The sequence below is a fragment of the Priestia sp. FSL H7-0729 genome (genome assembly GCF_038005685.1).
Lineage (GTDB): Bacteria > Bacillota > Bacilli > Paenibacillales > Paenibacillaceae > Paenibacillus.
The window spans coordinates 25,399-40,664 of the sequence record NZ_JBBOTQ010000014.1 but is presented as its reverse complement, the minus strand read 5'-3'; the positions used below and the strand labels follow the sequence as shown (position 1 = coordinate 40,664).

Annotated in this window: 10 protein-coding genes; 8 read left to right on the top strand and 2 right to left on the bottom strand. The window is 50.6% G+C overall.

Annotated elements, in window-relative coordinates; all coding sequences use genetic code 11:
* Positions 1–23 precede the first annotated feature (23 nt).
* The 8 genes from MHH93_RS23555 (at position 24) to MHH93_RS23520 (ending at position 9,962) form a co-directional block, all read left to right on the top strand.
* Positions 24–1,100: an ABC transporter substrate-binding protein gene (locus MHH93_RS23555; RefSeq protein ID WP_500055999.1), complete on the top strand. Its 1,077-nt coding sequence runs from the start codon at positions 24–26 to the stop codon at positions 1,098–1,100.
* A gap of 206 nt (positions 1,101–1,306) precedes the next feature.
* Positions 1,307–2,680 (top strand): aspartate aminotransferase family protein, encoded by a 1,374-nt coding sequence (locus tag MHH93_RS23550; protein WP_500055998.1) that lies wholly within the window; start codon positions 1,307–1,309, stop codon positions 2,678–2,680.
* 128 nt (positions 2,681–2,808) lie between these two features.
* The gene (locus MHH93_RS23545) at positions 2,809–4,098 is read left to right on the top strand and encodes a M20 family metallo-hydrolase (RefSeq protein ID WP_500055997.1); all 1,290 of its coding nucleotides are present in this window, start codon (positions 2,809–2,811) and stop codon (positions 4,096–4,098) included.
* A 4-nt stretch (positions 4,099–4,102) separates the two neighbouring features.
* A complete protein-coding gene (locus MHH93_RS23540; protein ID WP_500055996.1) occupies positions 4,103–4,984 on the top strand; it encodes a nitrilase-related carbon-nitrogen hydrolase in 882 nt (293 codons plus the stop codon).
* Positions 4,985–5,095: 111 nt separating this feature from the next.
* Positions 5,096–6,463: an NAD(P)-dependent oxidoreductase gene (locus tag MHH93_RS23535; protein ID WP_500056051.1), complete on the top strand. Its 1,368-nt coding sequence runs from the start codon at positions 5,096–5,098 to the stop codon at positions 6,461–6,463.
* Positions 6,464–6,997: 534 nt separating this feature from the next.
* Positions 6,998–8,293, top strand: coding sequence for an NAD-dependent dihydropyrimidine dehydrogenase subunit PreA (preA, locus tag MHH93_RS23530; RefSeq protein ID WP_500055995.1), 1,296 nt, complete (start codon positions 6,998–7,000; stop codon positions 8,291–8,293).
* Positions 8,290–9,735 (top strand): dihydropyrimidinase, encoded by a 1,446-nt coding sequence (hydA, locus tag MHH93_RS23525; protein ID WP_500055994.1) that lies wholly within the window; start codon positions 8,290–8,292, stop codon positions 9,733–9,735. The genes preA and hydA overlap by 4 nt, the downstream gene beginning before the upstream one ends.
* Entirely contained in the window at positions 9,735–9,962 is a 228-nt protein-coding gene (locus tag MHH93_RS23520; RefSeq protein WP_500055993.1) for a hypothetical protein, read from the top strand. The genes hydA and MHH93_RS23520 overlap by 1 nt, the downstream gene beginning before the upstream one ends.
* 29 nt (positions 9,963–9,991) lie before the next feature.
* Here the strand turns inward: MHH93_RS23520 and MHH93_RS23515 are convergent, their stop codons facing one another.
* Together MHH93_RS23515 and MHH93_RS23510 are read right to left on the bottom strand one after the other, a co-directional pair.
* Entirely contained in the window at positions 9,992–11,668 is a 1,677-nt protein-coding gene (locus MHH93_RS23515) for a PucR family transcriptional regulator (protein WP_500055992.1), read from the bottom strand.
* A gap of 341 nt (positions 11,669–12,009) precedes the next feature.
* On the bottom strand, positions 12,010–15,264 hold the full coding sequence (locus MHH93_RS23510; RefSeq protein WP_500055991.1) for an efflux RND transporter permease subunit: 3,255 nt from the start codon (positions 15,262–15,264) through the stop codon (positions 12,010–12,012).
* Between the last annotated feature and the right edge of the window lie 2 nt (positions 15,265–15,266).

Genomic DNA, 15,266 nt, shown 5'->3' with positions numbered 1-15,266 from the left:
ATAAACAGGGGGTTGTTCTATCCATGTACAAAACGTTGAAGTTGGGTTTGCTGGTATTGGTCCTGTTGGTGGTCACGGTGCTGAGCGCATGTTCTACGAAGTCCGAGCCAGCTACGGAGCCTGTTGCTGCGAGTTCAGGAGGGGCGGGAGAAGCAGATCAACCCTTAACCAAAGTGAAGATTCAACTGAAATGGGTGCCTCAGGCACAGTTTGCCGGAATCTATGCAGCGAAGGAAAAAGGTTTTTTTGCAGATGAAGGCATTGATGCCGAGATTATTCCGGGTGGCCCGGATATCGTGATTGAGCAGCAGGTGGTCAATGGCGCAGCTAATGTAGGCATTACCGGAGTAGACAGTCTGCTGGTCAGCCGGGATAACGGTCTGCCGCTTGTCTCGCTCGCCCAGATCTCACAGAAGAGTAGCTATCGCTTGATTGCCAAGAAGTCGCTAGGTATCACCGATCCGGCTCAGATGAAAGGCAAGAAGGTCAGTACCTGGTTCGGCAGTCAGCAATTTCAGGTGCTCGCGTTCATGGAGAAGAATGGCCTGGATCCGAAGAAAGACATTGAATTGGTGAAGCAGGGGTTCACAATGGATCAGTTTTTCAATGACCAGGTAGATGTGGCGACAGCAACGATCTATAACGAGTACCACGTTGTACTGGAAAGTGGAATGAAAGAGTCCGATCTGGATGTGTTCAACATTGAAGATGCCGGTGTTGGCATGTTGGAGGATACGCTGATTGCCAAAAAAGATTGGGTAGACAGCAATCGTGAACTTGCGGTCAAAGTGACCCGTGCCATTCTGAAAGGCTGGAATTACGCCATCGACAATCAGGATGAGACGGTGGATATCGTGATGAGCAATGTGACGGAGGGCAGCACCACTCGTGAACATCAGGTCACGATGCTGGAAGAGATTGCAAAGCTGATTCGTCCGGAAGGATTTACGGAGCAGCAAGTTGGCAGTTTTGTAGACGAATCATTTACCCGAACTGCAGATATTGCACTGAACTATGGCCTGATCAAAAAAGCCGCGAACCTGGATGAAGCGCTGGAGAAGAGCATCTATGAGGAAGCGGTGATTAATATGACGAAGTAATTAGGCTGGGAACAAGCATTTACACGAAAACGAAGAGTGCAGAACCAATCTGAAGAAGCGAAGCGTGCGCCTTTATCCCCGGATTTTTTCCTTAAGGAAAAATAAATCTAGAAAATCTGGGGATAACAGCGATCGGAAGATGGTACTGCAATCGGAGTGGCGAGTGTAAAGTCTGTAGGTCCAGCTTAAAGAGAGGAGGATGACGAATGAGTTCTGTAGATCAGCAGCCGCAGCCGCTTGGTGGTACGAAGGAAGAATTGCTGGAGAAGGATCGCAAATACGTATGGCATCACATCTCGCCTCATAACGATCATCCGATGATTGCGGTAAGTGGGGAGGGCAGCTGGATCACCGATCAGGATGGTACACGTTATCTGGATGCGATGTCTGGACTATGGTGTGTGAATGTGGGGCATGGCCGTGAGGAAATTGCGCGAAGTGCCTACGAACAGATGAAAGCCCTCGCTTATGTACCGATGACGCAGAGTCATGAACCGGCGATTTTGCTGGCGGAGAAGCTGAATGAATGGCTGGAGGGGGAGTATCGAATCTTTTTCTCCAACTCGGGTTCAGATGCGAATGAGGTGGCTTTCAAAATAGCCCGTCAGTATCACCATCAGAATGGTGAGCCTACTCGGCACAAATTCATCTCCCGTCACCGTGCCTATCACGGTAACTCTATGGGGGCACTGGGCGCCACCGGGCAAGCCGCCCGCAAGATCAAATACGAGCCGCTCGGTGTAGGTTTCTCTCATGTTCCTCCACCCTATTGTTACCGCTGTCCGTTTGGACGAAACAAAGATGGATGTGGACTCGAATGTGCAACCATCTATGAAGAGGTGATTCGTTGGGAAGGTCCTGAGACGGTTGCCGCAGTGATTATGGAGCCGGTGATCACTGGAGGCGGCATGATTGTTCCACCGCCGGATTATATGCGCACCGTGCAAGAGATCTGTCAGCGATATGGCGTGCTGCTCATTGTCGATGAGGTCATCTGTGGTTTTGGCCGCTCGGGGCAGAAGTTTGGTCATCAGAACTATGGCGTACAGCCAGATATTGTGACGATGGCCAAAGGGATGACCAGTGCGTATTCACCGCTATCCGCAACGGCGGTGCGCGCCGATCTGTATGACACGTTCCGGGAACCCGGACCGGATGCGCATTTTCGCCATGTGAATACATTTGGTGGAAATCCAGTGTCCTGTCGGGTAGCGCTGGCGAATCTGGAAATCCTGGAACGAGAGAATCTGGTCAGCCGTGCGGAGGAACTGGGATACCTGCTTCGTGAGAAGCTTGAACCATTGCTGGAGCTGTCCATTGTGGGAGATATCCGTTCATTCGGATTCGCCTGTGGGGTGGAGTTGATTGAAGCAGATGGTTCTCCTGCGGAAGCGGATAAAGTGATGAAGGTACTCGCGAGTTGTAAGCGGGATGGCATTCTGATCGGCAAGAACGGAGATACCGTGCCAGGGTTTGCGAATATTTTGACGATCTCCCCGCCGTTTGTCACCACCGAGGAAGAACTGGATCTGATCGCAGGAAGTTTGTTCGTTGCATTGCGAAGTCTGGATGCGAGTTAGTAACCCGGATATGGATGAGAACGCACTGTACGACAAGTACGACAGAAGTGTTGGTAAGCAAAATTAAGCCAAATAAAGTGTTTCAACACAAGACGTGATAATTATGCTTGCTTAGGAGGCGAGGGAGGATGCAGACCACAACAGGTACACTCATTAATCAGCTTCGGCTGAATGAGCGAATTGAGCAATTGTCACAGATTGGCCGAATCGCAGAGACGGGCGTCTGTCGACTTGCCCTGACCCCGGAGGATATGGACGGCATCATACAGGTACGGCTGTGGATGGAGCAGGCCGGTCTGACGACACGACTTGATGCCTTTGGCAATCTGATTGGTCGTCTCGAAGGTGTGGATCAGGCACTGCCAATCCTCATGATTGGTTCCCACATCGACTCACAGCCATATGGCGGTCGATATGATGGAGCGATTGGTGTGCTCGGTGCACTCGAAGCAGTGCAATGCCTGATCGAAAATGGTATTCAGCCCCGTATGCCGATTGAGGTGATTGCTTTTTGCGATGAAGAGGGTTCCCGTTTTAACAAAGGCCTGTTCGGCTCACGTGGTATAACTGGTCAGTTGGAAGAAGGCGAACTGGAGCGGCAGGATAAAAACGGAGTGACCCGCCGGGAGGCGCTGGAAGCCTTCGGCTGTTCTCCTTCGGATTTCGAAGAAGCGATCTATCCACCAGGTTCCATCGGCAGTTATCTGGAGCTGCACATTGAGCAGGGGCCAGTGTTGGAATCGCTGAATGCTCCGATAGGTCTGGTGACGGGCATCTCGGGCCCGCTGTGGCTTACGGTGACGATGAAAGGTATGGCGGGTCATGCTGGCTCCGTTCCAATGGGCATGCGGCATGATGCTTTGGCAGGCAGCGCCAGAGTTATTTCCGCTTTTGACGATATGGTGAGAGAAGACCCGGAAGCACCAACTGTAGGTACGGTAGGAAGTCTGAGGGTGTTTCCGGATTCGCGTAATATCATCCCAGAGGAAGTCAGCTTCACGGTTGATCTACGAGACATGGAGATGGAACGCAGGAACCGGGTGGAAGCCCGATTGATGAACATTTTGGATGACGTGAGTTCCCGATATGGTCTAACGTATTCGCTTACCGAGGATACGAACAGTGAGCCAAGGTATTGTGCAGAGTCAATCCAATCGGTGATTCGTTCATCTGCGGAAGAGATCGGGATTACTTTGCCAGAACTGATGAGTGGTCCGTTCCATGATGCGTTGGCCCTTTCGCGTGTGTGTGATTATGGCATGATCTTTGTCCGCAGCAAGGACGGCATCAGTCATCATCCCAGCGAATATTCCTCTCCGGAGGATATTGGACTCGGCACGGAAGTGTTGTATCGAACCATTCGAAGGATGTGCGGTGGAGTGAACCAACCAACCATTTTACCTGAGGAGGCGTTGTGACGATATGGGCAAAATCAGCATCGGATTAATCCAGGCTTCACATGAGATTGAAGGCTCGGCTCCCGTTGAAGTTCACAAAGAGGCTGCGGTTCAGAAGCACATTAGGTTGGTCCGTGAAGCTGCTGCAAGAGGGGCCAAGATCATCGGATTGCAGGAAGTATTTTATGGGCCGTACTTTTGTACAGAGCAAAATCCCAAATGGTATGCATCCGCTGAACCCGTGCCGGAAGGGCCTACGACCAAGATTTTTCAGGAGCTGGCGAAGGAGCTCGCGGTGGTGATTATTTTGCCGGTGTACGAGGTGGAGGGCATTGCTTCGTATTACAATACGGCAGCCGTCATTGATGCAGATGGTACGTATCTGGGCAAATACCGCAAACATCATATCCCGCATGTGGAAGCAGGTGAGGGTACAAATGGGTTCTGGGAAAAGTATTATTTCAAACCAGGCAACCTCGGGTTTCCGGTATTTGATACAGCTTACGCCAGAGTTGGCGTGTACATCTGTTATGACCGTCATTTTCCGGAAGGGGCACGACTACTGGGGCTGGCGGGGGCAGAGATTGTGTTCAATCCGTCCGCTACGGTCGCGGGTACATCGGAATATCTATGGAAACTGGAACAGCCTGCTCACGCAGTAGCCAACGGCTATTATGTTGCAGCCATTAACCGGGTTGGCGTGGAAGCGCCTTGGAATATGGGTGAATTTTATGGGCAGTCGTACTTGGTCGATCCACGAGGAAGAATGGTTGCCATCGGCAGCAGGGATCAGGATGAGGTCGTCATTGGCGAGATGGATACGGAGATGATTCGTGAGGTGCGGAATGTATGGCAATTCTACCGTGATCGCAGACCAGAAACGTATGAACATCTGGTTAGTCTGTAGGAAGCGGCAATAGGTGATCGGTAAGTGATTCTGTCAGCGGGGTGGCACGTGTAATGCACGCAAGATTGTTTGAGATAGCATAGATCATTCTCCAGGAGGTGCATGACATTGATGAACAGCTCAGGAACAACGTTATCCGATTATGGGTGGGAGAGTCGTTTTGCCGAGATGAAACCCGCCATGACAGGTAAGGAAGCGATGGAGGAATCGAACCGCTGTCTGTACTGTTACGATGCACCTTGTATCAAGGCCTGTCCAACCGACATTAATATCCCTTCTTTTATTAGCAAAATATCAACAGGGCACCTGAAAGGATCGGCCCGCACCATCATGGATGCGAATCCGGTTGGAGCCAGCTGCGCACGCGTGTGCCCCACAGAAGAGTTGTGTGAAGGCGCATGTGTGCTGAACGAATCGTCGAAGCCGATTCGTATTGGTGACTTGCAGCGTTACGCCACCGACTGGTCAAGGGCGAAGAATGAGCCGTTATTCCAGGCAGCACCTGCCAATGGGAGAAATGTTGCTGTTGTAGGAGCCGGGCCTGCGGGATTATCGGCGGCGCGTGAACTGGGGCGTGCAGGGTATGAGGTGACGATCTATGAAGCCAAACCCAAAGGCGGTGGGCTAAATACCTACGGTATCGTATCCTTCCGTCTGCCCGAATCGGTAGCACTATGGGAAGTGGAGCAGGTAGAAGCGCTTGGTGTACAGATCCGTTATGGGGTGCGCATTGGAGTAGATATTCCTGCTTCGCAGTTGTTGGAGCAGCATGAAGCGGTCATTCTGGCCTGTGGCATGGGTTCAGTACCTATGCTTGGTATTGAAGGGGAAACACTGGAAGGTGTCTATGATGCGATTGAACTGGTGGAATCTACGAAGCAGGGTGTTCCGCCCGCGCTGAATGGTCTGAAGGTCGCCGTGATTGGCGCGGGCAATACGGCGGTAGATGCAGCGACCTGTTCGGTACGTCTTGGTGCCGAGCGGGTGCAGATGTTATATCGGCGCGGGGAAAGCCAAATGACGGCGTATGCGTTTGAATATACGTTTGCCAAGCAGGAGGGTGTGGAGTTCCGCTGGTTTACGATGCCGCAGCGTATTATTGGAGACGAGAACGGTCGGGTTCAGGCTGTAGAATGTGTGAAGATGGAACTGATTACTCCGCCTGGGGGTGGGCGTGCATTGCCTGTACCTGTGGAAGGGTCGGAGTTCATGATTGAATGTGATACGGTCATCCGGGCGATTGGACAGCATCGTTTATTACCATTAATCGAAGCGTTTGGGCTGCGTCACCACTGGGGTGTCGTCGAGATTGAGCCACATACTTACCGTACCTCGCACCCTCAGATCTATGCGGCAGGAGATGTTATTTTTGGTCAGGGCCAGGGTGAGGCGATGGTTGTCTCGGCTGCACAGCAAGGTAAGCTGGCTGCTGCCGCACTCATGAAGGCATTGCCTGGGCAGGTGGAAGAGACGGCTTGAGCAGCGAGGGAGACAAGGGGAAATGGAGAGTACAAGGAAAGCGTGGAATGTGTGCGCCGAATTCTATTGTCCCTGACACGCTAACGAACCCTACACACCTTATCGTGGCAATTATGGAGGATTGAAAAATCTAACGAATCTCACACGTCTTATGTTGACGAACACGTGTTGAAATGAAGCCGAAATGAGCTACTACAGTAATATAAGCTTTCTACGATTCGTTAGATTTTGAAAGTGCCGCATATGAGTCAAATAAGAGTTGTAAGGTTCGTTAGAATTTAGGCGCGTGCTATCTAAAACTAATTACTACGCAGAGATCCTGAGCACAACCAAATATTCCAGTGTAACTATATAAGTTGAACTAATCATTTACACGATAACGGAGAGGACAGAAAAAACCTGAAAAAGCAAAGCGTTCGCGTTTATCTGGGGATAACAGCGATTGGAAGGTTATTCTGTCATCGTAGTGTCAGTATAAATAATCTTTAGTTCAACTTATATAGTAAGTTAAAACAACACCAAGGAGGGATCGTTATGGCTGACTTATCCATTAATCTGGCAGGTATTCGATCACCCAATCCATTCTGGCTGGCTTCTGCACCACCGACCAATACGGGGTATCAGGTTCAGCGTGCGTTTGAAGCGGGCTGGGGCGGCGCGGTGTGGAAGACACTGGGTGAGCCGATTATCAATACATCTTCGCGTTTCGCGGCGGTTCATTTTGGCGGACAACGGGTGGCGGGGTTTAACAATATTGAATTGATATCTGATCGTCCGCTGGAAGTGAATCTGCGGGAGATTGCTGAGACCAAGAAGCGCTTCCCGGATCGCGCGGTTGTCGCTTCACTGATGGTGGAACCTACACGGGAGAAGTGGCATGAGATTGTCAAAAAGGTGGAAGCCGTCGGTGTCGATGGCCTGGAACTGAACTTTGGCTGCCCGCATGGTATGGCTGAACGTGGTATGGGAGCCGCCTCTGGTCAGCAACCTGATCTGGTCGAACTACAGACGATGTGGGTGAAGGAAGTGGCGACCACACCGGTAATTGTGAAGCTCACGCCGAATATCACGGATATTACGGCGACAGCCCGAGCGGCTGTCCGCGGCGGCGCAGATGCGATCTCGCTAATCAATACGATTAACTCCCTGGCAGGTGTGGATCTGGATTCGTGGAATACCGTGCCTCATGTGGGCGGCAAAGGAGCGCACGGCGGGTATTGTGGCCCAGCCGTGAAACCCATTGCACTGAACATGGTTGCCGAGTGCGCACGTAATCCGGAGGTGGGTGTGCCGATCTCGGGTATTGGTGGCATATCTGACTGGCGGGATACGGCAGAGTTTTTGCTCATGGGTGCTACAGGGGTTCAGGTATGTACCGCAGCGATGCATCATGGATTCCGCATTGTGGAGGACATGATTGATGGGCTGAACGACTATCTGGATGAGAAGGGTCTGAGCAGCGTAGCTGAACTGGTAGGTCAGACGGTTCCGCGTTACTCGGATTGGGGCCATCTCGATCTGAACTATAAAGTGGTCGCCCGCATCAATCGCGATGTCTGCATCAATTGCAACAAATGCCATATTGCTTGTGAGGACACTTCGCACCAGTGTATTGATATGTTGACCGACCCGTCCGGTTCATATCTGGAAGTGGTGGAGGAGGATTGTGTTGGCTGCAATCTGTGTTCGATCGTTTGCCCGGTGGATGGGGCAATTGAGATGGTGGAGCTTGTGCCTGAGCAGGAACCTGTAACCTGGAATGAACGTCAGTCTGCGATTGCCATGCTGCAATCGGTCAGAGATCAATCAACCAAGGAGGCGATATCATGAATACCCGTAAATTGATTCGTAACGGTGTTTTGGTCACAGCGTCAGATACCTTTGAAGCAGATATTTTGATCGAAAAGGGTAAAATCACACAGATTGGCATCGGACTGGTGCCTGACGAACGAACGGAAATTGTGGATGCAGCGGGCTGTTACGTCATTCCGGGCGGGATCGACCCGCATACACATCTGGATATGCCATTCGGTGGAACGGTAACAGCGGATGATTTTGCGACGGGAACGACAGCTGCAGCCTTTGGTGGTACAACGACGATCATCGATTTCTGCCTGACACAAAAAGGCCGTCCATTAATCGAATCCCTCCAGGAGTGGCATGCCAAAGCCGAGGGTAAAGCCACCATTGACTACGGTTTCCATCTCATGATCGGCGAGATGAATGATCAGGTGCTGGAAGAGTTGCCGCAGATCATTGAAGAAGAGGGTGTGTCATCGTTCAAGGTGTTCATGGCGTACAAGAACCAGTTCCAGGCCGATGACGGTATTCTCTTCCAGACGTTGCAAAAGGCAAAAGAGTACGGCGCACTCGTCATGGTTCATGCCGAGAACGGGGATGTCATCGACCTGCTGGTTCGACAGGCGCTCGCGGAAGGGCGCACGGAACCAATTCATCATGCGCTGACTCGTCCATCCATGCTGGAGGGAGAAGCGACAGGCCGTGCGGCTCGTTTGGCAGCACTTGCGGATTCACAGTTGTATGTGGTGCATGTAACCTGTGCAGAAGCGGTGGAGCAGATCGCGCGCATGCGTGAAATGGGCTATCGGATCTGGGGGGAGACCTGTCCTCAGTATTTGACGTTGGATCAGTCGATCATGGATCAGCCGGACTTTGAGGGTGCAAAGTATGTCTGGTCACCACCGCTGCGGGAAGCAGCTCATCAGGACGTCTTGTGGAACGCATTGAGAAGTGGTCAGTTGCAGACGATTGGCTCGGATCATTGCTCGTTTAACTTCAAAGGTCAGAAGGACCTGGGCAAGGATGATTTCAGCAAAATTCCGAACGGGGGGCCTGTGATCGAAGATCGCCTCAGCATTCTTTATTCGGAAGGTGTAGTCAAAGGGCGGATTACGCTCAATCAATGGGTCGATCTATGCTCGACAAGAGCGAGCAAGTTATTTGGATTATTTCCGCAGAAAGGTACGCTGGCTGTAGGGACAGATGCGGATATCGTTATTTTTGACCCCTCTGTAAACAGGGTGATCTCGGCAGACACGCATCATATGAATGTCGATTACAGTGCTTTTGAAGGCATGCAGGTACAGGGTTGTCCGGTGACGGTGTTGTGCCGCGGGGAATACGTTATTCGAGATCGGCAATTTGCTGGATTGGCAGGGGCGGGGCAATATGTAAAGCGCAATAAATATGATGCAGGTGCACCCATACCGATGAAACAGCCTGTGACGGCAGTGAATGGAGGGAGAAGCTGATGTCGGATCATGATGTGTTTGAAGCCGAGAGGATCGCCATCGAGCGAATGGTTGCACAGGGGTATCGGATCTATGCGGTACGGGAACATCTGGAGGGTGCTCACATCATATGGGGGCACCCGGATCTTCCCGAAGAGAAACAAGAGCAATACGTGGGCACGGCGTCTGGACGGAAGTGGTTCAGTCACATCCTGATTCGCCAGCTTCAGGAGCAGCGGGGAGCATAGACCATAGACCATAGGACCGTACTAAGCCTTCATGCGATCGGGCCGTGAACGTACTCATACGCATAGAGTGCAAGTTCGATCGCTACCCGCTTCTCCGGGAGGATGTAGTCTTCTCCCAAAAGGGCTTCGATTTTGTCCAAACGGTGATACAGCGTCTGTCTGACGATATATAGCGCGGTGGCCGTCTCTTGCTTGGAGCAGCACAGGACCAAATATTGTTTGAGCGTGCGCAGCAACTGACCTCCTTTCTCTACATCGTAACGGATGAGCGGCCCCAGATATTCTTCAATGAAATCATCCAGACTGCCACTCTGCTTCATACTGGCGATGATGCGGTAACAATGAAGATTACTGTAAAAGGGCTGTTGCATCACACCGATGTCCTTCTGAATTCGCAGTGTCTCCTTTGCGGATTCCAGACTATCTTTGAGACGGGAGAGGTCTGTGCAGTTATGACCAATACCGATCAGGCCTGAGAAGAGGCAGTGGGTTTGTTCCTGCTCGTGCTGCTGCAGCTGTTCGATGCAGCGCCAGAGACTGCTTTTGAGCTGAGATCCAGGTAGTGGGTCGAGAATGATAAGTATGATCTGGTGATTCAGAACGGTGCTGTAGAGGGTGAAATTCTCCCGAGCGAACACGGATCGGGCGACAATGTTACGTTGGATCAATAATTTCTGAAGTCTGAGGCTGTCTGTGTATGCAGGGTTGCTATCGAATAAGATAATGGTGGCCTTGCTCGTTGCGAGAAGGGGATTAACGCTGGATACATATTCATGAATTTCCTTCGTGGAGTGATGTCCGTTAAGCCAGTCAATGACCCACATATCTTCTTTGTAGCGGCGTTTCTCTTCCATGTATTTGGTGCGCATCCAATCCTGAGCAATCGCAGCCGCACACCGTTCCACTGCCTGAATAACGAATTCATCCGAAGGTTGGATGGGTATGCTTGAATCGTAATCGGGCAGTTTTTGATGCATGAGTACAAGATCGGCAAAGGTGTAGTCCAACGCCCGAACAGGCATGCTGAATGCAGGCAATGTATTATCCGTGTATGCTTTTAACGCTGTACGATCCTCACCCTCCGAATGTCTTTGCTGTGAAAACCATTCCTGCCGACGAGTCTCCAGCTGCTCTGGAGAGCAATAGGGAACGCTACTTGCTTCCCCTTCAAATGGGTATAACGCCACGGCACATCCAGTTGTTCGTGATAGTAATCGAAGTAAGGGTTGTACGCCATCTCCATTCAGAAGAAGTTGGTTAAACGAGGTGGTGAGATGATCGAGTTCGGCGATCATCCGCTGATGACTGCGAATCAGGGTGAAATGCAGGTCTTGCGTAATATCAATATAACGGACTTGTTCGTGGAACCAGATCAATGGGAAATCCGCTGCGACTGCAATTTCTTTCATGGCACCGAGTTGCGATCTTGTGTGATCCCCCAGTTCCATGCAGAGCCCGGCAGCCCCGCGTGCAATTAACTGACGCAGAAAAGACAGGCCTCGCTCCTCACCTTCCTGCCAACCAATGCCTGTTGTCAGCACCAATTCCCCGCCATTGAGCAAATCCCCAACCTCTGGAACCTCCATGATATGAACCCAGCGAACGTACCGCTCCAGCGCACGATCACTGGCCAGGACTTCTGCCTTGCGAAACACGGGACGTTTTAACATGTCTCTGACTTGAATATGTAGCGTTGTCTCCCCCACACAACCACCGTCCTTCCCCAATCACATGTGACCTATCTGGAGTCTGGAATCCGCGTCAACTTGCATAATTAATCCATATTATAAGTCGATTTACAGCAGATGGGCAGAAATCTAACGTTCATTTGTTTCAAATGACAATCGAGTCCATTATTTTTGTGATTTCGATTAAAATGAATTATTCCTATGTCAGTTTATATCTTCTGTACATTTACATAAAAAAGCCCCTTCGCATCACATCGGAAATCACTCATTCCGATATGCGCTAAGGGGCTAGAGGTTAGAACGTATAGTCTGTATCTAAGTTGTACTCGAACCGTTATATGAGCACGACTCTCTACTTCTTAATCTTCGATTCTTTTCTTTTTGAATTTCATCAGGAACTCATACACAATCGGTACGATAACCAGCGTGAGCAACGTGGAGCTGATCAGACCGCCGATTACGGTAATTCCGAGTCCTTTGGAGATGATCCCTGCACTTTCTTCGAGGCCCGTTACGAGTGGTAACAGGGCACCGATCGTTGCGAGAGCGGTCATCAGAATTGGACGCAGACGAGTTGCACCGGCTTCCAGCAAGGCTTCACGGGTAGGCATACCCTCTTTTTCCTTATGAATAACACGGTCGATCAACACGATGGCGTTGGTGACCACGATTCCGATGAGCATCAGTCCACCCATCATGGCGGAGACGTCAAGCGTACCCCCAGCGATGAACAGACCTACCATAATACCAATCACCGTAAATGGCAGGGAGAACAGGATGGCGAATGGTGCCAATCCGCCGCCGAATGTAACAACGAGAACGAAGTATACAATGGCGATAGCCGCCAGCATAGCGAGACCAAGTTGAGTAAAGGTATCATTAATCTGTTCGGTTGTACCGCCGAATTTCACTTCAACGCCATCAGGCAGATCCAATTTGTCGATCTCAGCCTGTAAGTTACTTGAAGCTTTCTGTACATCCGAAGCCAGGATGTTGGCTGTCACTTGTACAACAACCTTACCATCAATTTGCATGATGGAGTTCGGGGATGTACCTTCTTCCACTTTGGCAACATCTTTGATCGGAACTTGGATGCCGAGCGGGGAAGTGACAATCTCATCCTCAATCTCATTAATGCTGCTGAATGTTTTATCGTCTGTCTCTACATATACTTTATACGTCTTGTTATCAATATCAACTTCCGTGAGCACAGGACGTTCCCGTGCCGGGCTCAGAGTCATAGCCAGTTGGCCTGCAGTCAAGCCGAGGGAGCTTAATTTCTCCTGATCTGCCACGAGCGTATACTGCCCGTAGGTGTCTGCGAGTGTCGTGTCTGCTTTTTCAAAATTATCCTTATCCGCTTCAACCAGTTTCAGAATTTCATCCGATACAGGTTTGAGTTGCTCTACATTATCACCATAGATGGATAGGCTCAAGCCACTGCCACCCAGACCGCCGGACATGTCGAGCTCATTCCAGGTTCCTACGGTAACTTCCTTCTTCAGACCTTCGACAAGCTGTTCTTTCACTTGAGTAAAGTTCTTCGTATCTTCGTTATATTCAATATAGAATAGCGCTGAGTTTCCGCCACCGCCACCCATACTGCTCAGTGGATTCGTGCCACCAATGGAATATTGCATTTTCTCCAGACCTGGTTGTTTCAACAACCACTTCTCGGCAACGAGTGCTTCTTTTTCTACATCCTCACGCAAAGATCCGGTTTGTGGACTGTACGTAATGGTCACATATTTATCTTGTTGTTCCGGCAAGAAGCTTGCACCGATGAACGGATAAAGGAACAAACTTCCGACCAACAGGATCACTGCAATACTGACCGTGATGAGTTTGTGAGACAGTGTCCAGTTCAGCAGGCGTTTGTAACCTTCCGCCATTTTGCCTGGTTTTTCTTCGTGATTCTGTTTGTTCTTCAACCCTTTACGGAACAGGGTATGCGCGAGCATCGGCACAATGGTAATGGCAACGAGCAGAGATGCCAGCAAGGCGAATACCATGGTCAATGCAAATGGCATGAATAGCTCACCGACCATACCGCTTACCAATGCCAGTGGCAGGAATACAGCAATGGTTACGATGGTGGAGGAAAGAATAGGAATGAACATCTCGCGCGTTGCTTCGCGGACCAGTTCACGGCCTTTCAGTCTCTCTCCCTTGAGTGTTAATCGGCGGTAGATGTTCTCGATGACAACGATGGAGTCATCGACAACCCGTCCGATGGCAACCGTCATGGCACCCAGCGTCATCATGTTCAAGGTGATGTCCATCATATTGAGCGCAGTCAATGCCATGAGCAAGGAGAGCGGGATCGAGATAATGGAGATAATGGTTGAACGGATATTCCGCAGGAATAGCAGGATGATCAGGATGGCAAACAAAGCGCCAAAAACGGCTTTGCCTAACATCGTGTTCACCGAGTCCTGAATCGGCTTACCTTGGTCGAGCAGTACAGTCAAATCAGCATTTTTGAACTGCGATTGCAATTCTTCCGCTTTGTCTTTGACTGCGTTAACGACATCAACCGTGTTGGCATCATTGGATTTTACAATGGAAATACCGATCGATTCCTTGCCGTCTGTCCGGGAAATGGATTCCGCTTGACCGATGACTTCGATCTTGGCAATTTCACTTAGTTTTACAGTTGGAATGCCAGGCGCATTGGCAGCAGCTGAAGGACTACCTACACTTGCGTTACCGCCAGCAGCTTGACCTGCGGACGGGTCTGTTCCTTGTGCCGAGCCAGGAGCGGTACCTTGACCTGCTCCGCCAGCTGCCGAGGATTCACCAGTCGGTGCTCCCGAACCTTGTGGAACTGCACCTGAACCATTGCCTGTGGCAGCACCGGCACCGCCGGGTACAACGGGAATGGCAAGGTTTTTCAGATCATCGATGTCGACGATGTTTCCATCTACGACAACGGCTTTCTGGGATTTATCCAGTTCGAACAGTCCAAGGGGCACACGGATGGAGGAACCTTGAACGATGCCGTTTACCGTATCTTCCGTTAGGCCCAGCTCGGCCATTTTGGCTTGGTCGAACTTCAGTTGAACTTCTTTTACATATTGACCGGACACCTGAACCTGAGCTACACCGTCAATATCTTCGAGTGCAGGCTGAATATCCGATTCAACCAGTCGTGTCAATTGTTCCAGGTCACCACCGTCCTTGTCGGACAGGCTCAGAGATACAACCGGGAAAGAGTTAATGCTGAATTTGGAAATGGTCGGCTTCTGCACGCTGTCAGGCAATTGGACTTCATTCAGTGCTTCACGAACGGTTGCCGTTGCGTTGGTCAGATCTGTACCATAATCGAATTCGAGTGTGATGGATGCGGCATTCTCCATGGAAGTGGAGGTAACGGTCTTCACGCCATCAACATTGCGCAGCTTCTGTTCCAGCGGCTTCGTGACATCTTCAACAATACCCTCCGGTGCAGCCCCCGGATCAATGGCAGTGACATTCAGAAACGGTACGTTGATGTTCGGAATGGTCTCTTGTTTCATCGTCAATCCGCTGTACAGACCTGCGAAAGAGATGATAATCGTCAGAATCCAAATCGCAAACTTGTTGTTCAGTGAAAAATTAATAATACCTTTCATAC

Excerpts from the sequence above, each read along its gene's own strand:
- MHH93_RS23555 (WP_500055999.1), top strand. The coding sequence starts at position 24 with ATGTACAAAACGTTGAAGTTGGGTTTGCTGGTATTGGTCCTGTTGGTG.
- MHH93_RS23550 (WP_500055998.1), top strand. The coding sequence starts at position 1,307 with ATGAGTTCTGTAGATCAGCAGCCGCAGCCGCTTGGTGGTACGAAGGAA.
- MHH93_RS23545 (WP_500055997.1), top strand. The coding sequence starts at position 2,809 with ATGCAGACCACAACAGGTACACTCATTAATCAGCTTCGGCTGAATGAG.
- MHH93_RS23540 (WP_500055996.1), top strand. The coding sequence starts at position 4,103 with ATGGGCAAAATCAGCATCGGATTAATCCAGGCTTCACATGAGATTGAA.
- MHH93_RS23535 (WP_500056051.1), top strand. The coding sequence starts at position 5,096 with ATGAACAGCTCAGGAACAACGTTATCCGATTATGGGTGGGAGAGTCGT.
- preA (WP_500055995.1), top strand. The coding sequence starts at position 6,998 with ATGGCTGACTTATCCATTAATCTGGCAGGTATTCGATCACCCAATCCA.
- hydA (WP_500055994.1), top strand. The coding sequence starts at position 8,290 with ATGAATACCCGTAAATTGATTCGTAACGGTGTTTTGGTCACAGCGTCA.
- MHH93_RS23520 (WP_500055993.1), top strand. The coding sequence starts at position 9,735 with ATGTCGGATCATGATGTGTTTGAAGCCGAGAGGATCGCCATCGAGCGA.
- MHH93_RS23510 (WP_500055991.1), bottom strand. The coding sequence starts at position 15,264 with ATGAAAGGTATTATTAATTTTTCACTGAACAACAAGTTTGCGATTTGG.